This is a genomic window from Pseudoalteromonas gelatinilytica (assembly GCF_001641615.1).
Lineage (GTDB): Bacteria > Pseudomonadota > Gammaproteobacteria > Enterobacterales > Alteromonadaceae > Pseudoalteromonas > Pseudoalteromonas gelatinilytica.
Genome location: NZ_LRRU01000007.1, coordinates 84,528 through 104,956, shown reverse-complemented (window position 1 = coordinate 104,956; position 20,429 = coordinate 84,528). Strand labels below are relative to the sequence as shown.

Below are 20,429 nucleotides of genomic sequence, written 5' to 3'. Positions count from 1 at the left end.
ATAAACGGAATATTACTTAGGCATTTAAGCCATTGCTGGGCGTGATTTATAATACTGAATACATCCTAATTGCGCTGCATTAGTCAGTAATATCATCACAAAGGTTAGTATGTGAGACACACTCGGTGTAGTCATAGCAAGCTCGGCAGCGAGGCCGCAGCTTCCAGCAACAAACTGTAGGCTAAAGTAGCGCGCACTTAAATTACTAATATCACCACTTTTAATGGTTTTATAAGTCTGCGGCATAACACGAATAGAGCTCATGACTAACCCCACATAGGTTAACCAATTAAGCACTGTTGCCGTTTCATAATAAGGGTTCAGCAACAAACTAAAAGGCACGAATGACATGGCTAATAACCCGGCTAGTTGCATACGTTGCTTTCGCTCAGCATTGTAACGAACAAAGTAATAAAGGATCACACCACTTAGCATGCCAGTAACAACGAACGGCAAAACCATGTAAAAGCGCTGAAAGAACAAGTTATAGGTGATGAAATACACACTTTGCGCGACCCCAAAGCTCATCATTAACAGCGACACGCCCGACACACTGCGATTTTTACGGATCTTATTTAAAAGCGGATAAAAGCTAAACGCTAAAATAAAGCATGAAATAATCGGCAAAAAGTGCGCCAAAACAGACCTCTCTCGTTACAATTTAGTTAATAAGTTAGCAGTTTATAAACCGCCTATAAAACTAGAGTAAACCCATGTTTTTTAAGCGATTTAAAGGAGCGCGGCATTGTAATGAGAGCGTTTTAGAATGCAATAAAGAATAAAAAACAAACAACAGTCTATTGGCAAAATAACCATACAGGGTGTTTACAATCCATGACACTCATTAGCTGCTTGAATAGTCTCTGCGATCTGGGTACATTGAGTAATTAGTGTTCAGGAGGGTAATGCTATGAAGTCGATTTTATATGCGCTTGTTTTGAGTGCTTTTTTAGTTGGATGTAAAAGTACAAAACAACAACCAACGCCACCACCGAGTGTAGCCAGCTTACTCAACACCACACATTTTAAACACGTTGAACTTAGCGACCCTGAACTCTTTACACTCCCTGCAGATGAGCAACAGCGTTTTCTTGATTATTTTACCGCGCGTCAAGGGGGTGATTTAAGAGACGACCAAATCCTGTATAGCTACTTAGAAAGTAAACTCACTAATTTTAATTACTTTAGCGCTACGCTCAATGCCCAGCAGACTCTTCAAGGTCATCAGGGTAACTGTATCAGTTTAGCAATCTTAACCCATGCCTATGCCCAACTAGCAGGACTTAAAACCAGCTTTCAAGCAGTGTCGAGTGAACCGGTTTACAGTAAACAAAGTAACATCGTGTATGTGTCAGGCCATTTTCGCACCAAAGTCTACGCGCCTTTAAATGAGGACGGTAATTACTTGGTTCCACCAGGTACAGTCATCGATTACTTTCCAGCACGTGGCAGTTTTTACTCTGGTCGAGCTGAACTAAAAGACTTGATCAGCCGTTATTATAGTAACTTGGCCGCAAAAGCGCTGGCCTTGAAAGAATTCGATTTAAGCTACAGCTATATCTTAAAAGCCAATGAATACACCCCAAATGCGGCATCACTTTATAATTTAGCCGCCGTATTACATCGCCAAGCGGGTGATTTAGCAGGGGCAAAACATATTTATCAAACAGCAATGCAGCATGGCTTTAAAGATACTAATTTACTACATAATTACGCAGTATTGGCCGAGCAACTGAATGATCAGGTTTTGGCAGAGCAGCTCAATTCAGAATTGGCGATGCTTGAGCAAGATCCGTTCGAGTTACTGGCAACGGCAATTAACGCCCGTAACAATGGCCAACTTTACAAGGCGAAACAACAGCTCGAAGATGCCATTGCATTAGCCCCTTATTTATCTGAACCCTATATCGAATTAGCGATTATTAGTTATCAGCAAGGAAATGAAAAAAGCACTAAGGAGTGGCTAGAAAAAGCCATTGAGATAGAAAATAAAGACGAAAAACTGGCGCTGTATCACGCCAAGCTTTTCGCCTTAACTGATCAACACTAGGCTATAACGAGTAATAGAAGCTTAGCCAAGCCCGTAAATCATTTTCGAAGTCGTCGCCTTCTACCCGGGCGACGCCAAAATCAATATTTACATCGTTCAAACCAGCGGGCCCCATACCAAAGCTAAAGTCACCTTGCCACTTGAGACCATAACTTTGTGCATAGACTCGGTTATCAACTTGATGTTGCTGGTAATAAAGCCAAGGTAATGAATCTTTGTAACTAATGCCCCCGCCATACCCTTTATAGCGGTTACCTGCTTGACTAATAAACGGCAGCTCAGGAGCAACAACAAAGCCACTTTGCGTGTCATTATTAATTAAGTTTGACTCATAACCGCCAAGCGCAAGGGTACTGTCATCGCGATATTGCTGTGCAAAATTAACATAAACAGGAATATCAAAAGCATAACCGCTCAATACGGTGGCAAAGTTATAGCCCTGCCAATTATTCGAGTTGGCATCACCGGATAGCCACTGAGCACTCACAGACTGAGCAAAACCGTATCGCTGTCTATCATGTTGCCATTTTTGTTCAAGTCCAAGGGTTAACCATTGATCATCCCCCTTACTAAAATCACTGTAGTTATAGCTCAAACTCGGTGTAATACTAAGCTGCTGAAACTGCAACGGGTAGCTCATGGCTAGATGCGCCCCCGTGTTACTTATGTTCACCGGTATTTGTGAATGGTACTGTTTTGCCGATTCAAGGTCGTAATCAAATAACAGCGCTTTAAATTTTAAATCAAACGCTGAGTACTTAGCGGCCGCGAACACCCCCTCCAATGCTTTGTCATGTAAATCAGCACTGTAGCCTGCTTGTAAATCGAGCTGCTTTAAAAAGTCGTTACTTTTTACTCCAAGGGTAAGCAGCGAAGATGATGCCGAATAATACTGAGATGCCAGCGAAAAGGTGGGTTTTTGCTGCCAAATATCATAATCAGCTGGCTCAGTTGGGCTTTGCGGGTAGATTTTCGCCTCAGGTAATACTTCGCTCGTTACTTGCCCTCGTGGTGGCGCTGCACTTTTAGCAAATTCAACAACCTCTAACCCTTGTGGTTGCTCAGCAAAATGCTTGATATTCGGCCCTTCAGCAGTGATCGATAAATACAAAAGTTCACCATTATTCATTGCCATTGGGTGTGCAATAGCTTCTTGGCCTTGCGTTAATTGGCGGAGTGAATTGCTTTGTAGATCATAATGATATAAATCGAGAGCTTTATTTTTACCCGCGACAAAATATAGCCCTTTGCCATCTGCTTGCCAATTAGGTTGTGACACATACTGATAGCCCTCAGGCATAGGCACAGCTATTGATTGCTGAGAATTCACATCTTGTATATACAACTGCCAATTGGCATTCAATGTCGCTTTTAAATAAGCAAGTTGAGCTTTATTAGGGCTTAGTAATGGATAGTCATAAACCGTTTCTAGGCTTTTCTCAAACAAAGACGTAGCGACACCCGTATTGAGGTCAAGACGTACCAACTCAGAGAAGCCATGCTTAGTTTGCTCAGCATAAACAGTTTGCCCGTTATCAGTGATACTAAAGCGGCGCAGCCCTGCATGATGCGTCAAAGCACTCACTTCACCTGTATCAATATCATAGCGATATAGATCTGAAATACCTTGAATGGAGCCTTTAGCAACGGTTGTGGTGGCGGTGAAAAACAGTGTATTTTCGTCTAACCACTGCGGGTTTTTTATACCTTGCCTATTAATTTGCTGAAGCACATGTTTTTGCTTACGTTTAAAAACACTTGGGGCTTTATCAACAATATCGACGGGATCATCATCAAGTAACGCTTGTTGCTGCTTTGCAAAATCATCGGCAGCCTGTTGATTATCATCCGTGCTATAAATGACTAAACGGGTTTCATCATCTTTGTTGCGCTCAACAATAGCAAGTTTACTGTTATCTAAACTTAAAACAGGGTTCGAGGCGTATAAATCAAGTTCTAACCAAAGCTTACTTGTGAGTGCTTGCTCACTTACCTCTTTAGCCATTGCTTTATAGGTATATTCGGCAATAAAACGACGATAGAGTCGCTCAGGTGAGTCGCCAAATACCCCGCTAAAGGCCTCATCAAAATCACGTGCTTTAACCGCTTGCATACGTGTCCAAACTGCATCAAGAGTTTGCGCGGAATAGTTCTCTTCTAACCATGCTAGAAAGCGAGAACCCATTAAGTACGCCATTGAGCCAGCTAAAAAGCCCCCTTCTGTACTACTCAATTGGCTATATCGTGGCAATGCACCTTGCTGTGCAAATTCAACCAATATTGCCTCTGAAAGATTATCGTATAAACGACCCCGCCCTGTCATTTTCGACTCAAGCAGCGTTGCATACCCTTCGGCAGCCCAGCGCGGCATCTCGCCATCAACTAAATCATAAATATCCCAACTATTGCGAATAGCCTGACGCACGTCGCTTCGAGTAGGCTGAGCAAGATGCACCAAATGAATATATTCGTGCAAAATTAATAACTGCTGCCAACCATCGGTGTTAGAAATCACCGTGTCGGATTGTGGAGGCGTGGTAAACAAAGCCATTAGAGGCTTGTTAGTCACCGGCAAAGCAAAGCCATTGGAGGCGTTAAATGGGTCGAAAACCAGAACATCGACCACTTCATCAAGAGCACGGTTTTGCTGTTTTAGTACCTTATCGCGAACAATTTCAAGCTCTGTTGCCGCTGAGCGGGCCCATTGCTGATTCTCAGTACTAAAATGCACATTAAAGTGTTCGGTATGAATAGTTTGCCAAGTCTCTTGGCTTGAAGCGTGACCAGCGGCAAGTAGTGCCGCAGTTAACAGGGCTTTTTTCATCACAATCCTTGATTAGCATGTTGCTTAATTTAAGAATTAGTATGCGATGCTTTTTTAAAAGCCTGAAGTTAAAAAGTGTAAGAAATTACTCCAGTCTGATCGGTCGTACTAGACCGAGTAATTGATAAATAATAAAAATAGTCACAGCAAACATTAGGCTGCTTCTTAATGCACCGAGTCCCGCGATGACTAAAGCTGCGGTTACGAGTAACGCGATTGCAGTCACAGCGACACTCACACACAAGCCCTTACACTCCTGCTGCGAACGTGCATAACACAATAAGGCAACGACACCCGAAATAGCTAAAATAGGTAGTAAATAAATCATTGCGCACCCGTGGTTATTGACGTTGCGCTAGTATACCTCAATATTAAAACGAATCAATGATATTGAGAATTATTTTCATTTAAAACCAATTCCGCTCAACGCCTTCTATTTCATATAGGGCGAAATCAGCAAGCTGCTCAGCCAGTTCCGCTTTTAAGTAAGGCATTGATACAGAGCCAGAAGCTAGTTGTATATACAAGCTTTTAAGCTGTGAACGACGCATTAAATAAGTGCTTATTGTGGTGACACTTTGCGCTTTATAGATTTCAAAAACACGATACTGCACACCCAGCATGCCAGTCTTAAATACGGCAAAAAAACGGCCGTCATGTTGATACAAAGCTACACCCGTTTTTTGATAATTCAAAAACACACCGATCATCAAAACTAAGCCCACGACAATGCTCCACAGCATCGTAGCTGCATCAAATAAGGCATTGAAAATTAAAGCAGAAAATACAGTAGGTAGGATTACATATAAAAACGTATTTTTATAAAGTAAAGCTCGCTCAGGCTTAATAAAGTTAAGCTCTGTTAAATCAACAAACCATGGAAATAACCAGCCACACACGGCTTGTACTTGCTCTTTAGTGATTACTGGCATCACTAACGTTTGTTTATTTTTATGAGCCGCAACCCCAGCAGCCACACCGCCACTGCTCACTTGCGGGCAAATTAAGGTATAGCGATTAAGGAGCCGAGCAATAATATTTTGTTTGATTTGCACACTTTGAATTTTCGACACACTTATCGATAATTGCTGGCGCTCAAATAAACCTGCCACACGCTTAAACTTATCGTCTTGAAAATACAGTTGAAAGTTAAAAAAGCGCACCAAAGCCATAACAACTGAAAGTAAAATGGCACATAAAACAATAGCAACAACCATGATTAAAACAGCGATTGCAGCGGCACTACCAACGAACGCGGCTTGCTCAATCAGCATTGCCTCTAGGCGGTTTATGATGGTTTTTTCGAGGTACTCAAAAATCATATTCATAAATGGGGCAAGCGCGGCCAATGCCAATATTGCCATGTTCGACATCAAGCCAAATTTAGCAATTTCAGCATTGCTGATCGTTAAGGTTTGCAGCGTGTCTGTTGCTTCGCTTTGCTCAATAGACGGCTGCTCTTGCTGTTGTAACTGAGCCTTAAACGCCATAACTTGTTCGCGCACTTGCTCGGCATAACTAAGCTTTACACCTGGGATCACCGCTTCTTGAGCACTACTACCGGCGGCATCGAAAATACAATTAACCAAATTAACCGGCTGAAAATAAAAAGGTTCGGCTATGTTGACGTTCTGTACTCGAGCAAATTTAAGGGTTAGCCGCTCTTTTTTGAATACCCCTTTATTGAGCAGTATTTCGTGACCATCTGTTATGCAGTATTTAAAATTACGATAATAAGCAAAGGCGTACAGCACTAAAACTAACGAGGCTACAGCAGCGGCTATTTGCCCCCAAAACAGCTTTTGCTCCACTTGCGTGACGAATAACACCAAAATTGGCAGTAAATTAAGCAGCCCATCTTTTATAAAGCGCAGTGCAAAGTGCACAATAAAATACAGTAGCGCCCATGGCGATACCCGTTGCCATTGTTGATCACTCATCGGCAAGCTCATTTTCTGGAATGAGTGCATTATCACCATAACTTTGCACGAACTGGCGGACATCATTGCATTGCTCGTCAGTTAAGCCGCTGATATGTAGATCTGCACTCATGCCACCCGCACTGTAAAGTCTGAGTGTCGCAAGTCCTAACTTTCGCTCAATTGGACCGCGATGAATTTCGGTGTGTTGCACGCGAGAAATAGGCAATAAGGTGGTTTGTTGCCAAATTAAACCCCGCTTAAACGCAATATCATGCTCTCTCACTGCAAAGCCTTTGGCACGTACACTGTAGAGGTTGTAGATCATCGACAGTATTACCAACAACGGCAAAACCAGCAGCCAAGGTGTGGCAATAGCTTGGCTAACGGCAGGATTAAAGTGCCGAACAGCAATAATCACGGCCATTAGAGGTACATAAAACAACAACCAATTTAGTTGTACATGCCATATCGCATTATCTGCAAGTGGTTGGAATTGAATCGTTTGATGCTTTGGAAGGGTTTCTATTTGTTGATTACTAAACACGGTAATTCCTTGTAAAGGCCAGCGGTGCCGGCCTTACGTGCTAACACTAAGTCGTTATAAATTATACCCAGCGTAACTTTGTTGCAAGTGTATGGCTTGCTCCAGGTGCAAGTTCAACACTATCATCAAGGACATTAGCCGCTTCTAAACACAGCATGACGTGGTATTCGTCATCAGCAAAATTAGAAAGGCGTTTTGACTTATCAATCCATGGATTCCAAAGAACACACGAAGTTGAATTTTCACGGCCTACTTCAATAATGCCATCAGGTGTAATGATACGTTGAGTGTCTTTTGCTTCGGTGTAAACCATGTCTGTTTCACGTGCGAACGACACTAACTCATTTTGCTCAAAAGGACCTTCAGCAAATTCAATGTATTTCGCGCCTTGCAGGCCATCTACTTTTGTTTCTTCAATGGCTGGCGTTGGGAAATAGGTGTGCAGTGCTTGAGTGAACTGTACAGTTTGGCTATCTAAGTTTGTGGTTGTTAAACGTAGTTCTAAACCAGAGGTTAAAATGAATTCTGCTAACAGCTTAGTTTTATAAGGCCAATATTTTTCATCAACTTGCGTCATCGGCAATGACAAGCTGATATAAATCGAATCGTCTTGTTCTTTCACTTCTTCTGCGCGCCATAAACTTGTGCGAGCAACACCATGAGCTGGCCAGCCTTCATGTTGACTTACCCCGAACCATGGCCAACAAATCGGAATACCACCTCGCACACCTTTGCCTTCTTGGTAATCTTCTAATTCTGAGACCCATAATAATGGCTTTTTATCGGTTGGCGTGAACTCAGTGATCTGCGCACCTTGCAGAAAAATAGTTGCGCTACAAAACTCACTGGCAACTTTAATAAATTCAAGCCCGGTTTCACTTTGCTCAATCGTAACAGATGGCGATAACTTCATAATTCGTCCCATTTAATGAAAGAAAAATCCACCTTACCCAATGCAGTGGCTTTTAGTAAATAATATTTAGTTATTTGTATTAATTGTTTTACTACAAAGTGATGGTGTCACCTCGTAGTAGCATTTTAAGTGTTAACAACAATTACTCCATCTAATTTTTAAATTTTAGCTTTTAATTTCTACTCTAACTAACTAAAGAACAGAACAACACCCACTATGGCCGGAAATTATAAGCCACATAGTTATTATTTATTTGAACTCAATTTATTAGATGTGTAATATTTTGCGATTGCGGTTGTTCCACACCGCCTTTTTTAAGAGACATCAACATGCAAAAGTATGACGAGCTATTAGTATCGCTGCGCAAAGTGATCAGAGCTATCGACCTTCATTCAAAACAGCTCAACAAAACCTCGGGCTTAACAGGTCCACAACTGCTCATTATGAATGAAGTTGCACAAACCGATGGCATTACCGCCAGTCGCATTGCACAAAATGTAAACTTAAGTCCTGCGACGGTGACCAATATCTTAGATCGAATCGAAAGCCGCGAACTTGTGACTAGAGTGCGTAGCCAGCTTGATAAGCGTCGCGTTAGTTTGCACCTCACTGAGCGGGGTAAACAATTACTCGAACAGGCACCTCAACCGCTACAAGAGCACTTCATTGAAAAGTTCTCTGCACTTGAAGAATGGGAGCAAAGTTTACTGCTGTCCTCTATGCAACGAATTGCTGCCATGATGGACGCAGATCAACTTGATGCGTCACCGTTACTTGAAGTCGGTGCAATCACCAAGACCTTTGAACCATAGAAAAAATTAAAACTGATTGATTAATATTAAATTTCTTTGACTACCCTTGGGTTCACCATGAATATCATCTATGCTAGTTAGTACCCATTCCAAACTAGCGATAATTCATGCTTAAACTATCAAAGTTAGCCCTCGCAATAGCCTTGGGCACAACTTCAAGTCTTAGTCAGGCATCTGAAATTGATGACCTTCAAAAGCAGCTGCAATTACTGAAACAGCAAATGCAGCAACTGCAAACCAAACTTGATGCTGCAGAGAAAAAATCTCAGCAACAAGCCGAGAAACAAGCGCAAATTGATGCCCAAGTTGCTAAGCAACAAAAGCAACTTGAGCAACAAACTGCAGCTGTTGAAGCACCCAAGAAAGAGTCCGGAATTAAAATCGGAGGTGCTGTCCGTACTAATTACAGTTATACATCCTATGACGATGATAATAAAAATCGCGGTGGTGACTTCGATTTTGACATCTTTAGGTTAAATTTTGCGGGCGATGTTGGTGATGTGCAGCTCAACGCTGAAATTCGTTTTTTCGATTACATGACTGCAGTTAAATATGCTTATGCCGCCTATGATTTTGCCGAAGACTGGCAAGTACAGGCAGGTATTACCAAAGTGCCTTTTGGTAACTGGCCATATAATTCGCACAACTACTTCTTTGGCACCACTTACTATGTTGGCCTTGAAGATGATCATGATCTAGGTGTGCTATTTAAACGAAAAATTGCCGATAACTGGCAACTTGACCTTGGCTTTTTCAAAAACGATGAGCTCGGTGGCGTAGATGGTTATGTGGATGACAGAAGCGACCGCTATTCTTATGACGTTGTAGGTTTCCGCTCAGCTGATGAGGGCATTTATGCCGAACCAACTAATGCCATTGGAGAATACAACACCTTCTCTGGTCGTTATGGCTATCACTTTGAACATGACGGCGGTACCACCGAACTCGGTGTATCTGCGTTATCAGGTGGCTTGCATGATGGCGAAGATAAAGCTGGCGATTACTACGCCTGGGCTGTGCACTTAAATAGCACAATAGGTGCATGGAATTTCCAACTACAGCACGGCGAGTATAACTACGATATCGACAACGTTGATCGTATGGCTGTAGGTGCTTATGCGTTTTACGACAGTATTGCCGCAGAAGCGACCATGACTAATGCCAATATTGCTTACAGCCTCCCTGTAGAGTGGGGCCCGGTAACTACCCTGCAATTTTACAATGACTACGGCATTATTTATGACAAGTCAGATGATAGTGCTGATACTTGGATGAATGTAACCGGTGTATCGGTTGCTGCAGGCGGTTTATTCACTTACTTTGATTTTGTACAAGCGAAAAACCAACCATTTGTTGGGGGTTCAGTTGCTGGCGACAGTGACGACACCGAGACCCGCTTCAATATCAACATAGGGTATTATTTCTAATACACTTTTTTTAAAGCAAGGAGTTGGCTCCTTGCTTTTCTTTACTCGAAAACTCACAACAATCTCACACCTTACTTTATTCTTGTTGATTTCATTCATCACTCCCTAACAGCCCTCAATACTAACGAGCAGGTCCAACCTGTACCTTTAGTGAAAACATTTTCTGGCAATAGAAATGAAAATCATTATTATACACTCCCATTCTGAGCCGAGTTTGTTGATAAAAACTGCACAGCAGCTTTATCAAACTATCACTTAGAAAGTATGGGTATTCACCCTATGACAACATCAACTACCCCGTGCATTTACTTTATAGACGTTGCTGAGGACCCTATTCATGCCAATACTCGAGCTACTTTCTCGAGCTGAAAAGCTAAAACAAGCGATAGTAAACATCTCAAAAGAGATTGATCATCATTTAATAGCGCTATCACCCACTACTGATTTAGATAACTATAAAAAATTTCTAACCTTACAGTACAGTTATCAAGTCGAGGTAGAGAACCTTTATCAACACGTTGATTTACATAAATATGTTGATAATTTATTTGATCGTACACGACTCCCCTTCATCGAGCAGGACTTAAACGATTTAAAACACCCTCTGCCAAATCGCACACTGCAACCACGCTGTTTTCAACACACCGACTTTGCCTATGCACTTGGCTGGCTATATGTTATTGAAGGGTCGCAATTTTCAGCGACAACATTAGGCAAACAAGTTGAAGCTGAGCTAAAGTTAAATAACCAACGTGGTGCTCGTTATCTAGCTAAAGCCAGTGAATGTAATAAGGGCTGTCAACTAAGCCATCTTATTGATAACCTTGAACTCAGTGATGAGCAACAGGCCACCTTGATAGAGGGTGCTGAGCAAGCACAACAACGATTTAAGTTTTATCAGGCTCAATTTTATTGATGAATGTGAGAGCGGCGTTTACCGCCTATAAAAATGGCTGCTATCAATTACTCGGGTTATTGATGGTGGGTTTAGGTATCATAGGCATTGCACTGCCTGTGATGCCGACGACTATCTTTTTTATCTTGGCATTGGCCTGTTTCACCCGCTCATCGCCCAAGCTGTCTGCGTGGTTGCTCAACCATCCTAGATACGGCCAGCCTCTGAGGTTCTGGCAAGAGCATAAGGTTGTACCTACCCGAGCCAAATTCTTAGCGGGTTTTGGGATGGCAATCGGGTATGTTTTTTTACTGCAAAGTGCCGCGCCAATTTGGGTGATGTATCTTGTGGCAGTGATTGAGTTAAGCGTGTTAGCGTATTTAATTAATCGCCCTTCTGCACCAAATAAACCAACCCTTATTCAAGTTAATTTAACCACGCAGATGCGCTTAATGTTGCTTGCTTGTTTAGTCAGTTCACAACTCGCAGTAATGGCGTATCTCGCTTTTCATTTCTAGCACAAAGAAATGTAAAGAACGTAAACTCGCTTGTTATCGTTAATACAAATCATTATCATATTTGTATCTTTAACGGAATAAACCGCATTATGTTCTCATTTAACAAGCGCAACTTTTACAGCGTTAGCCGTGCATTACACATTTATTTTTCAACGGCCCTGTTCTTTTTACTTATTTTATTTTGTATCAGCGGCATCATTCTTAACCACGTTAGTTGGCTCGAAAATGATAAACATAATGGTCAAAACCAACAGCTTGTTTCTGCTGCGCTATTCGAAAAAGCACAAGCAAACCTCGACACGTTACCAAGCCTTTATCCTGAAATAGAGCAATACATGCAGCAGCAATTTTCACTCAGTAATGTGAAAAGTATTGAGTGGGAAAAAGAAGATGCCTTGGTAATGCTCGACTACCCACTTCCGGCAGGCTTTGCCTATGCCGAAATCGATTTTCAAACCGGTGAACTGAATATTGATTATCAAACAGGGGGCTTTATGAGTCTGATTGGCGACTTGCACAAAGGCCGTCATACAGGAGAAGCATGGAGCTGGGTCATTGATATTTCAGCTGTTTTGATGATTCTGTTTGCCATCACCGGATTAATTATTCTCTTTCAAAACCGTAAAAAACGTGCCGCAGGTCTTTGGTTAACCCTCCTCGGTGTTGCCACGCCTTTGGTCATTTATCTAGTTTGGGTGCCTCAACTTAAAGGAGTATCTTAATGAAACAAGCCCACTTACTCGTTGCTCTACTAATTAGCTGTTTATTCAGCCCTCTGAGCTTTGCAAAAGACGCCAACCTCACTGTTGAGTTCACTTTACCTGAACTAGATGTTTCCCCTTATCATCGCCCTTATGTGGCGCTATGGCTAGAAACACCTGAGCGTGAACACGTTACTACGATTGCACTTTGGGTTGAGAAAGCAGAGTGGTTTAAAGACTTACGTCAGTGGTGGCGAAAAGCCGGTCGTAGCAACGACAACTTTGATGGTGTTACAGGAGCAACAAAACGCCCTGGTACTTACACCATTGAGTGGCAAGGTAAAGATTTAAAAGGCAACCCAGTTAAACCTGGCAGCTACCTACTTAATGTTGAAGTTGTACGTGAAGAAGGTGGTCGAGATTACACCCGCGTTGAAATCGACTTAACGAAAGACGGCAAAGTCACTATTAAAGGCGAAAAAGAGTTCGCGACTAGCTTTGTTACCATTACCAGTCATTAAGGACAAACAATGAAATTAAAATTATTAAAAACAGCGCTGATCGGCGCTGTGACCTTCACCGCACTTGCATCTGGCTATGCACAAGCACATGCTCGTTGGTTAATGCCATCTCACACTTCTTTATCAGGTGAGAAAACTCACTATGTGATGATCGATGCCAGTATTTCAAATGAGTTGTTTAGCCCAGATAAAGCATACCGCCCGAAAGAAAAAGGCGCTGAGTATGACGACAACCTATTAATTGCTCTTGCTCCAGATGGTAAACCGGTTGAAGAAACAATTCGTGCATACTACTTAAAACGCAAAAATTCTGCGGCAGTAAGTTTAACGCAAGACGGTACTTACCATATTGCTATGCAGCAAAAACCAATGCTGATGACTTTCTATAAAGATAAAGACGGCAATCGCGGTCGTGTGTTCGCAGGTAAAAAAGAAGCAGATCTACCAGCAGGTGCAACTGAGGTACGTACTGTAAAATCAATCGCAACTGTTGATACCTTCGTTAGCCGTAATGGTACTTCTAAGCCAACATTACTTGGTCAAGGCCTAGAAATTTCTGGCCCTACTCACCCGAACGATCTATTTGCTGGTGAAGAAGCTAAGTTCCAATTATTAATGGATGGCAAACCAGCTGCTGACGTTGAGCTTGCTATTGTTCGTGGTAGTGCACGCTACCGCAATGAACGTGATGAAGTGAAAGTAACAACCGACAAAAAAGGCTTCTTTACGGTGACATTCGCTCACGCCGATATGTATCTGATTGAAGCATCTGTTGATCAAAAACCAACAGAAGCCGATATCGATAACGTACGCTACTCATTATTCACAACACTTGAAGTAGCGCCTGAATAAAATGCTGATTAGGCCTTAACAAAGGCCTAATTCGACTTTCGAGGAAGGCTGTAGTCAACCGTATGATCGCAGCTACCGTCTTTCTCGCAATCATTAATCCCATCACCATCGACATCCCAGCTTGGGTGCATGCCTTTTAATGTACTTTTTACGACGCTAATATCGGCAGTAAATTCACTTTGCTCATCACGGCGCGCGGCATTGCGCATCAAAAATACCCGAATCACATAATCGCCATTATCAGGAATTGTAAGCTCAGCATGATCACCTTTTGCTGGGCCAACAAACAAAGCGGTTGGGTTGCCTTTCGGTAAAATATTAAAGTAGTTGCTAGAGTTTGAAGGTGTAAAATCAACCGATAAGATAGCGCCTTTATTAAGGTTAATTTGATATTCCAGCATCTCATAACCTTTAATTGTGTCTTTAACTTGCCAGCTTTGCTGCACCGCAATATCTGATGCTAACAACGCATAATGACGACTATTTGGTAAATTTTGTTCGGCAAACACCAAGCTACTCGTAACCACCGAAAAACAAAACCCTATTAATAACAACAACTTCATATTCAACCTCCTTTTAAATTCTTTTTTAAAGAATGATAAACGCTAATTTCACAATTTTTAATTCTTTTAAAGTGAATCTATAGTTACTCCATCGCAGACACACTGCTTAACTAAACAGGATACCTACTATGAAACTTTTTACTTTAATCTCAGCTCAACCACACTTACAAAATATTAGCACTTTATTGGCACGTATTGGTTTATCGGCCATCTTTTTACTAACCGGCTTTAGCAAAATAGAATTCTTTGATGCAACAGCACAGTACATGGCGTCAGTAGGTTTACCAGAGTTCTTACTGCCGTTTGTGATTGCCTTTGAAATTGTTGGCGGATTATTTATTTTACTGGGCTTTTTAACACAACTAACCGCTGTCGCCTTTGCTGGTTTCAGCCTAGTGAGTGCTTTGTTATTCCACTTTCAACTTGATGATCAAATGCAATTTTTGATGTTCTACAAAAACATTGCAATGGCAGGCGGCTTTTTAGCATTAGCCAGTGTCGGTGCAGGCAAAATCAGCCTAGATCAACTAGTGTTAAAACGTAGTAAGGCATAACATTTATCCCAGCCAATAACCTAGGTTGTTGGCTGAATTTGTTTTTAAGAGGGCGCAAATATGGCAACGTTATTAACAGCAACCAGCCACGATATTGGTGGGCTCGATGTAAAGCGCATCTTGCCGCATTTTGACAAAAAAATGGTTGGCCCATTTATCTTTTTTGACCACATGGGGCCGAATCACTTTCCTCGCGGTGAAGGCATAAATGTGAGGCCCCACCCTCATATTGGCCTGTCAACGCTCACTTATTTATTTACTGGCAGTATTTACCATCGCGATTCACTAGGTAATAGCCTGCAAATAGAGCCCGGCGATGTAAACTGGATGACCGCAGGTCGCGGGATAGTGCACTCAGAAAGAGAAAGCCTTGAAGTACGGGCGAGCGAGCACGACATTAATGGTCTGCAATGCTGGGTTGCTTTACCTGAGAGCATGACCGAAATAGCCCCACGCTTTGAGCATATCAAAAAACATCAGCTGCCTGAGAAAATCGAAAAGGGCGTGCTGATGCGACTCATTGTCGGTGATGCCTATGGTTTAAGCTCCCCGGTGAAAAACTACTCACCGATGTTTTATGTAGATACGGTAGCCGAACAAGGTAGCCATATTACTAAACCGCATCCTCATCATGAAACCGCCGTGTATGTTATTTATGGTGAGATTAGTGTGGGTGATACTCGCTATACCCAAGGCGACTTTGTGCTACTTGATGACAGCGAACACGAAATAACGACACTGGTGCACAGCCGCTTTATTTTACTTGGTGGCAGTAAATTTAATAAAGTCCCGTATTTACACTGGAATTTTGTCGCTTACAGCAAAGAGCGCATCGAGCAAGCAAAACAAGATTGGCAAGCACAGCGCTTTGCAAGCATTCCTGGTGATGAGCTTGAGTATATTGAGTTGCCCACTGCTAAAAAGTAAACTTTTTCAGCATTTACGGGTACTATTAGGTAGTTAAGTAAGCAAAGGAACATCATGCTAAGAATTACGCTAGAACAGTGGCGCATGTTTCGTGCTGTTGTTGAATTTGGAGGCTTTAACCAGGCCTCACAAGGCATTCATAAAAGCCAATCGAGTATTCATAATGCGGTTGGTAAAATTGAATCTGCACTCAATGTAAAATTATTCAGCATTCAAGGCCGCAAAACCGTGCTCACTGAAGCCGGCGAAATGATGCTACGCCGCGCCAATTACTTACTCGATGAAGCCGCTAAGGTTGAGGCTATTGGGCAAACCTTGGGTGAAGGTATCGAAAGTAAGTTACGCATTGCTGTTGATGCTATTTTCCCACAACAATTGCTTTATAAAGTACTTAACGACACGTCATCGCAATACCCACAACTGCGTATTGAGTTGCATGAGTCTGTACTAATGGGGGGCAATGAACTGCTTGAAAACGATCAGGTTGATATTGCCATTACTGGCTTTCCAATTGCGGCAAACTTTCACGAAGAGTTATGTGATATCGAGTTTATTGCCGTCGCCCATCCAGATCACCCTTTGCATGCGATAGAGCGTGAAATCACCCTCGAAGATTTAAAATCACATCGCCAAATTGTGGTTCGCGATTCAGCGAATAAGCACAAACAAGATGGTGGCTGGTTAGGTGCCGATCAGCGCTGGACCGTCACTCATATGCGCACGTCGATTGATATGATCAGTAATGGACTGGGCTTTGCCTGGTTACCAAAAGTCGCGATAGAAAAACAACTTGCGACTGGGCAAATGAAAGCTCTTAATTTAACCCATAACAGCAGTCGCAGCGCTAAATTACATTTGCTCTTTAAAGACGGTGACAAACTGGGCCCGGCAGCACGCGCATTTCTTGGCGAGTTGCGTTATCAAGTGATGGAAAATCTATAGCTTCAAGGGCGTTTCAGCAATACCTTTAACGCCCGGCTCAAGAATAAACACGCCACCACTGTGCGGGTAATCAGCGAGTACTGAGTCTTCTAGCCCTACTGCCGCTGTAGTCACCGCGAGATGCGTGAGCTCTTCACCAACAAATGCGACACTCGTAACACGTGGAGCGGGTAAGCGAATAAACTGCACCTGCTCACCGTTTGGAGCAAAACGATACACGCCATAACCATTCCATGCAGCAACCCAAAGATGATCTTCGCTATCAACGGTCATGCCATCAGGAAAACCCATATTATCAGTAAAGCGAATAAACTCGTGCTTATCAGCAAGCTCGCCATGTTCATTCAGAGTAAAGCGGTAGATTGTTTGTTTATCTGAGTCTGTAGAATATAGAAACTGGCCATTTTTACTTACCGCGGGGCCATTGCTAATCGTGTAGTCATGATCAACTGCTGTTGGAGCCTGACCATGACCAAAACGGTATAACTTGCCACTATTGGTTTGCTCTTGAGAGTCCATTGAGCCGAAAAAGCCAAAGCCTTGGCGAGACGTTTTGCCATCGTTTAAGCGGTTTTGTGAGGGTTCGTGATCAATTGCATAAAGTAGTTCGCGACTAAAGTCTTCGCTATTTAGCTTATAAACGCCTTTGGCAAAACCTGCGACTAACTCTGCTTGCTCGGTTTCCATCACCCAACAAATTGGTTCTGGCATGGTAAACTGGCTAACGCGCATTGATTGGCAATGCAAACGAAACAAACGCTGCCCTAAAATATCGACCCAAAATAAACAGTTATGCGCCTTTGCAAAATAGGCACCTTCACCTAATTGGCATTGACTAGAAATGATTACTTTAATGGTGTCATCGAGCATAGGCTTCATTACACAAACAGCTGAACTATCCTCATTCTATCTGTGTATGAAAATAAGTGCTAGGCCAGATAAACCAGCAACCAGTAAGATGATGCCGCGAATGGCCTTTTCGTTGAGGTTATTGTTGATCACAAACGACAAGCCCCAGCCAATTAAAATTGCGGGTAAGCAGAAAAAGAACAACTTCACATCAGCCATATCGGCAGAGCCTGTCAGCATCAATACAATAATGCCAAACAGGTTTATAAATACAAAAAAGGCACTCAGGTTTGCTTTAATTTTGTCTTTATTTTCAGCTTGATAGAGTAGCCCCATTGGCGCGCCACCAGCAGAAGTAGTGGTGCCTAAAAAACCCGACGACATTGACGCGAGTAAGCTAGTAATGGTGGAGATTTTCGGTTTCATACCTATGATGGATAATGCCACCACTACCAAAATACTCACACCTAGCAAGAGTTGATACTGCTTAGCATTGACATACCACATCACCATAGCGGCAAGGATAACCCCTACGGCCCCACCAATAATGGAAATGCCAGTCTGTTTCATGTCTATCGCGCCACGGTGTTTAATCATTAACACCGACGTTAAAAACAGCGCATTCAAAATCATTGGCCCAGGCACCAGCTCTGGCATTAGCCAGTAAAGTACAGGCACGCATAACATACCTAAACCAAAGCCAATAACACTTTGCAGGCAAGCGCCAATAATCAGAATTAAATAAACAAGTACAAAGTCGGTCAAACTTTCTTACCACCTTCCTAAGTATGGGATCTGTTGATGATATAACCCATATTTTATTATTATAGTATCATTTGAATTATGTAAAAAATTTTATCGCAAGTTAGTCATTTTGCAATCGTTTCGCAAAATTATGTCCAACCGGCATCCACGATCAGTGATTGTGCAGTCATCATGCAGCTATCATCTGCGGCCAAAAACAATGCCGCGTTTACCACATGGTCAGGTTGAATTGTTTCGTTAATACACTGACTTAAACGCACATCTTCAATCATTTCTGGGGTTAGCCAATGAGTAATTTGGCGCTCTGTCATCACCCACCCCGGAACCAGTGAATTTACACGAATATTGTCTTTACCATATGAAGCAGCTAATGAACGGGTTAAACCTTCAATCCCCGCTTTCGCTGTTGTGTAGGCTGGCATGCCTGTTTGCTTAATACGCCAGCTTACCGACCCCATATTGATAATGCTACCACCGCCTAAACGCTGCATGTGTTCAACCACAGCTTGCGATGAGAAAAAACACGGGCGCAAGTTAACTGCAAACTTGTCTTCCCAATATTTCACATCCATATTTTCAGCGGCATGGCGGGTGTCATCGGCTGCATTATTAATTAACACACCAATGTCACCCTGTTGCTGACGCGTTTGCTCTATGGCCGCTTTTAAGGCTTCAACATCACGAATATCACAATGGATAAATTGTGGGTCAAACTCATATTTACCCGCTAATTTTGCGCATAACGCATCGCTTTGCTCGGTTGCAATATCAACAAAGGTGACTTTCGCGCCCTGCTCGCAGAACCGCGTTACCATTACTTCACCAATTCCCGATGCACCGCCAGTAATAAACACACTCTTACCAGCAAGGCTTGGGTAAACTGTTTTTAGCTTGTTTGAATTTGGCATGATAACCTTTTGTTTTAAAGTAATTACAACGTCAAGAAGCGATACTTATTGAGCCGCTTCTTTATCAGCGATTTCTTTTTCAATAAACGCCATTGCTTCATCAATCATGTACGTCATCATGTTTTTAGCACGTTCAGGATCGCCGCTCGCAATCGCGTTATACACTTTAAAGTGCTCTTCAGCGATAGCCTTTTTATTACCCTTAGCAGGTGTAGTATGTTGAATACTTACGTGTAATGCGGTGCGAATAAAATCACGTAATTGATAGAAAAAACGGTTACCACTGGCATGTAAAATTGCCGTGTGGAAGGCAAGGTCTGGCTCATGCATTACGCCTTCTGGCTCTTCTGCTGCCGCTTGCATTTTATCGAGTGCCATTTTAATTTCTGCAATGGCTGCTTGGTCGCCTTTTCTTGCTGCAAGTGCTGCTGCTTGCGGCTCAATCGCCAAGCGCACTTGTAAGAATTCTTTAAGTACGTAAAGCGATGGGCTGCTTTCTAACAACCATTTTAATACGCTTGTATCGTATAAATTCCAGTTATCCGCCGACTCAACACGAATACCTTGTCGTGGACGAGAAGAAATCAGTCCTTTTGCAGCAAGCATTTTCACTGCTTCACGAACAGCTGTGCGGCTAATACCATACACTTCACAAAGTTGTGCTTCGGTTGGTAGCCCCGTTTCAGTGTTATAATCACCAACAATAATTGCTTTACCAAGCTCATTGGTAACTTGTTGTGATAGGTTTAAATTTTCTAAACGCGCCATGTGTGTTCCTCAAAAGATCTGAGTAATATGATACATCTATAAAGCTATTCCGTCATCCTGGAAATAATTGATTAAAATCAACAACAAGCAAAAAACAGCCTAATACAAGTGTCTATATTTCAAACAATACAGTCACCACTTTACCTACAGACTGTCACCTTATTTTAACAAATC

General features: G+C 42.3%; 21 protein-coding genes and 1 pseudogene. 11 read left to right on the top strand and 11 right to left on the bottom strand.

The genetic code is table 11. The features are described from left to right. Nucleotides 1-24: 24 nt before the first annotated feature. On the bottom strand, nt 25-639 hold the full coding sequence (locus tag NH153_RS03245) for a PQ-loop domain-containing transporter (protein WP_063700906.1): 615 nt from the start codon (nt 637-639) through the stop codon (nt 25-27). A 271-nt stretch (nt 640-910) separates the two neighbouring features. On the opposite strand from NH153_RS03245, the gene NH153_RS03240 reads away from it, so the two are divergent. Continuing rightward, entirely contained in the window at nt 911-2,050 is a 1,140-nt protein-coding gene (locus tag NH153_RS03240) for a tetratricopeptide repeat protein (protein ID WP_063700905.1), read from the top strand. Nucleotide 2,051: 1 nt separating this feature from the next. On the opposite strand, the gene NH153_RS03235 is transcribed toward NH153_RS03240, so the two are convergent. The 5 genes from NH153_RS03235 to NH153_RS03220 form a co-directional block, all read right to left on the bottom strand. Next, entirely contained in the window at nt 2,052-4,874 is a 2,823-nt protein-coding gene (locus NH153_RS03235; RefSeq protein WP_063700904.1) for a TolB family protein, read from the bottom strand. 85 nt (nt 4,875-4,959) lie between these two features. Further along, nucleotides 4,960-5,202, bottom strand: a complete 243-nt coding sequence (locus NH153_RS21710; protein WP_105181001.1) for a hypothetical protein — start codon at nt 5,200-5,202, stop codon at nt 4,960-4,962. A 79-nt stretch (nt 5,203-5,281) separates the two neighbouring features. Further along, nucleotides 5,282-6,814 carry a PH domain-containing protein gene (locus NH153_RS03230; protein ID WP_234003557.1) on the bottom strand — a complete coding sequence of 511 codons (1,533 nt, stop codon included), beginning with the start codon at nt 6,812-6,814 and terminating at the stop codon, nt 5,282-5,284. Then, nucleotides 6,807-7,340, bottom strand: a complete 534-nt coding sequence (locus NH153_RS03225; protein ID WP_063700901.1) for a PH domain-containing protein — start codon at nt 7,338-7,340, stop codon at nt 6,807-6,809. The genes NH153_RS03230 and NH153_RS03225 overlap by 8 nt, the downstream gene beginning before the upstream one ends. Before the next feature lie 61 nt (nt 7,341-7,401). Further along, nucleotides 7,402-8,253 carry a D-hexose-6-phosphate mutarotase gene (locus tag NH153_RS03220; protein WP_063700899.1) on the bottom strand — a complete coding sequence of 284 codons (852 nt, stop codon included), beginning with the start codon at nt 8,251-8,253 and terminating at the stop codon, nt 7,402-7,404. 329 nt (nt 8,254-8,582) lie between these two features. On the opposite strand from NH153_RS03220, the gene NH153_RS03215 reads away from it, so the two are divergent. The 7 genes and pseudogenes from NH153_RS03215 (at nt 8,583) to NH153_RS03185 (ending at nt 13,979) form a co-directional block, all read left to right on the top strand. Further along, on the top strand, nt 8,583-9,065 hold the full coding sequence (locus NH153_RS03215; protein WP_063700897.1) for a MarR family winged helix-turn-helix transcriptional regulator: 483 nt from the start codon (nt 8,583-8,585) through the stop codon (nt 9,063-9,065). Between the two features lie 107 nt (nt 9,066-9,172). Then, a complete protein-coding gene (locus NH153_RS03210; protein WP_063700895.1) occupies nt 9,173-10,492 on the top strand; it encodes a porin in 1,320 nt (439 codons plus the stop codon). A 337-nt stretch (nt 10,493-10,829) separates the two neighbouring features. After that, the gene (locus tag NH153_RS03205; protein WP_063700894.1) at nt 10,830-11,408 is read left to right on the top strand and encodes a biliverdin-producing heme oxygenase; all 579 of its coding nucleotides are present in this window, start codon (nt 10,830-10,832) and stop codon (nt 11,406-11,408) included. Then, nucleotides 11,408-11,797 (top strand): annotated as a pseudogene (locus NH153_RS03200) (YbaN family protein); the annotation flags it as partial. The gene NH153_RS03205 and the pseudogene NH153_RS03200, both read left to right, overlap by 1 nt. A 197-nt stretch (nt 11,798-11,994) precedes the next feature. After that, complete coding sequence (locus NH153_RS03195; RefSeq protein WP_063700892.1) at nt 11,995-12,627, top strand: PepSY-associated TM helix domain-containing protein; 633 nt, start codon at nt 11,995-11,997, stop codon at nt 12,625-12,627. Continuing rightward, complete coding sequence (locus NH153_RS03190) at nt 12,627-13,127, top strand: DUF2271 domain-containing protein (RefSeq protein WP_063700890.1); 501 nt, start codon at nt 12,627-12,629, stop codon at nt 13,125-13,127. The genes NH153_RS03195 and NH153_RS03190 overlap by 1 nt, the downstream gene beginning before the upstream one ends. Nucleotides 13,128-13,136: 9 nt before the next feature. Next, nucleotides 13,137-13,979: a DUF4198 domain-containing protein gene (locus NH153_RS03185; RefSeq protein WP_063700888.1), complete on the top strand. Its 843-nt coding sequence runs from the start codon at nt 13,137-13,139 to the stop codon at nt 13,977-13,979. Between the two features lie 26 nt (nt 13,980-14,005). On the opposite strand, the gene NH153_RS03180 is transcribed toward NH153_RS03185, so the two are convergent. Further along, nucleotides 14,006-14,542, bottom strand: coding sequence for a hypothetical protein (locus tag NH153_RS03180; RefSeq protein ID WP_063700881.1), 537 nt, complete (start codon nt 14,540-14,542; stop codon nt 14,006-14,008). 128 nt (nt 14,543-14,670) lie between these two features. Here NH153_RS03180 and NH153_RS03175 point away from each other — a divergent pair, with 128 nt between their 5' ends. Genes NH153_RS03175 through NH153_RS03165 form a run of 3 tightly spaced genes read left to right on the top strand, consistent with a single transcriptional unit; the run spans nt 14,671 to nt 16,965 of the window. After that, a complete protein-coding gene (locus NH153_RS03175; protein ID WP_063700878.1) occupies nt 14,671-15,096 on the top strand; it encodes a DoxX family protein in 426 nt (141 codons plus the stop codon). A 60-nt stretch (nt 15,097-15,156) separates the two neighbouring features. Beyond that, nucleotides 15,157-16,023, top strand: coding sequence for a pirin family protein (locus tag NH153_RS03170; RefSeq protein ID WP_063700876.1), 867 nt, complete (start codon nt 15,157-15,159; stop codon nt 16,021-16,023). Between the two features lie 54 nt (nt 16,024-16,077). Then, nucleotides 16,078-16,965, top strand: coding sequence for a LysR family transcriptional regulator (locus tag NH153_RS03165; protein ID WP_063700873.1), 888 nt, complete (start codon nt 16,078-16,080; stop codon nt 16,963-16,965). Here the strand turns inward: NH153_RS03165 and NH153_RS03160 are convergent. The 4 genes from NH153_RS03160 to NH153_RS03145 form a co-directional block, all read right to left on the bottom strand. After that, entirely contained in the window at nt 16,960-17,844 is an 885-nt protein-coding gene (locus NH153_RS03160; RefSeq protein WP_233999109.1) for an SMP-30/gluconolactonase/LRE family protein, read from the bottom strand. The two genes, NH153_RS03165 and NH153_RS03160, sit on opposite strands and share 6 nt — an antisense overlap. A gap of 27 nt (nt 17,845-17,871) precedes the next feature. Next, the gene (locus tag NH153_RS03155; protein WP_063700871.1) at nt 17,872-18,579 is read right to left on the bottom strand and encodes a sulfite exporter TauE/SafE family protein; all 708 of its coding nucleotides are present in this window, start codon (nt 18,577-18,579) and stop codon (nt 17,872-17,874) included. Between the two features lie 128 nt (nt 18,580-18,707). Further along, a complete protein-coding gene (locus NH153_RS03150; protein ID WP_063700869.1) occupies nt 18,708-19,487 on the bottom strand; it encodes an SDR family NAD(P)-dependent oxidoreductase in 780 nt (259 codons plus the stop codon). A 45-nt stretch (nt 19,488-19,532) separates the two neighbouring features. Further along, nucleotides 19,533-20,255, bottom strand: coding sequence for a FadR/GntR family transcriptional regulator (locus tag NH153_RS03145; RefSeq protein ID WP_063700866.1), 723 nt, complete (start codon nt 20,253-20,255; stop codon nt 19,533-19,535). Between the last annotated feature and the right edge of the window lie 174 nt (nt 20,256-20,429).

Coding starts and splice junctions, on each gene's coding strand:
- NH153_RS03220 (WP_063700899.1), bottom strand. CDS start 8,253: ATGAAGTTATCGCCATCTGTTACGATTGAGCAAAGTGAAACCGGGCTT.
- NH153_RS03205 (WP_063700894.1), top strand. CDS start 10,830: ATGCCAATACTCGAGCTACTTTCTCGAGCTGAAAAGCTAAAACAAGCG.
- NH153_RS03190 (WP_063700890.1), top strand. CDS start 12,627: ATGAAACAAGCCCACTTACTCGTTGCTCTACTAATTAGCTGTTTATTC.
- NH153_RS03230 (WP_234003557.1), bottom strand. CDS start 6,814: ATGAGTGATCAACAATGGCAACGGGTATCGCCATGGGCGCTACTGTAT.
- NH153_RS03160 (WP_233999109.1), bottom strand. CDS start 17,844: ATGAAGCCTATGCTCGATGACACCATTAAAGTAATCATTTCTAGTCAA.
- NH153_RS03145 (WP_063700866.1), bottom strand. CDS start 20,255: ATGGCGCGTTTAGAAAATTTAAACCTATCACAACAAGTTACCAATGAG.
- NH153_RS03180 (WP_063700881.1), bottom strand. CDS start 14,542: ATGAAGTTGTTGTTATTAATAGGGTTTTGTTTTTCGGTGGTTACGAGT.
- NH153_RS03185 (WP_063700888.1), top strand. CDS start 13,137: ATGAAATTAAAATTATTAAAAACAGCGCTGATCGGCGCTGTGACCTTC.
- NH153_RS03210 (WP_063700895.1), top strand. CDS start 9,173: ATGCTTAAACTATCAAAGTTAGCCCTCGCAATAGCCTTGGGCACAACT.
- NH153_RS03165 (WP_063700873.1), top strand. CDS start 16,078: ATGCTAAGAATTACGCTAGAACAGTGGCGCATGTTTCGTGCTGTTGTT.
- NH153_RS21710 (WP_105181001.1), bottom strand. CDS start 5,202: ATGATTTATTTACTACCTATTTTAGCTATTTCGGGTGTCGTTGCCTTA.
- NH153_RS03195 (WP_063700892.1), top strand. CDS start 11,995: ATGTTCTCATTTAACAAGCGCAACTTTTACAGCGTTAGCCGTGCATTA.
- NH153_RS03170 (WP_063700876.1), top strand. CDS start 15,157: ATGGCAACGTTATTAACAGCAACCAGCCACGATATTGGTGGGCTCGAT.
- NH153_RS03215 (WP_063700897.1), top strand. CDS start 8,583: ATGCAAAAGTATGACGAGCTATTAGTATCGCTGCGCAAAGTGATCAGA.
- NH153_RS03235 (WP_063700904.1), bottom strand. CDS start 4,874: ATGAAAAAAGCCCTGTTAACTGCGGCACTACTTGCCGCTGGTCACGCT.
- NH153_RS03175 (WP_063700878.1), top strand. CDS start 14,671: ATGAAACTTTTTACTTTAATCTCAGCTCAACCACACTTACAAAATATT.
- NH153_RS03240 (WP_063700905.1), top strand. CDS start 911: ATGAAGTCGATTTTATATGCGCTTGTTTTGAGTGCTTTTTTAGTTGGA.
- NH153_RS03150 (WP_063700869.1), bottom strand. CDS start 19,487: ATGCCAAATTCAAACAAGCTAAAAACAGTTTACCCAAGCCTTGCTGGT.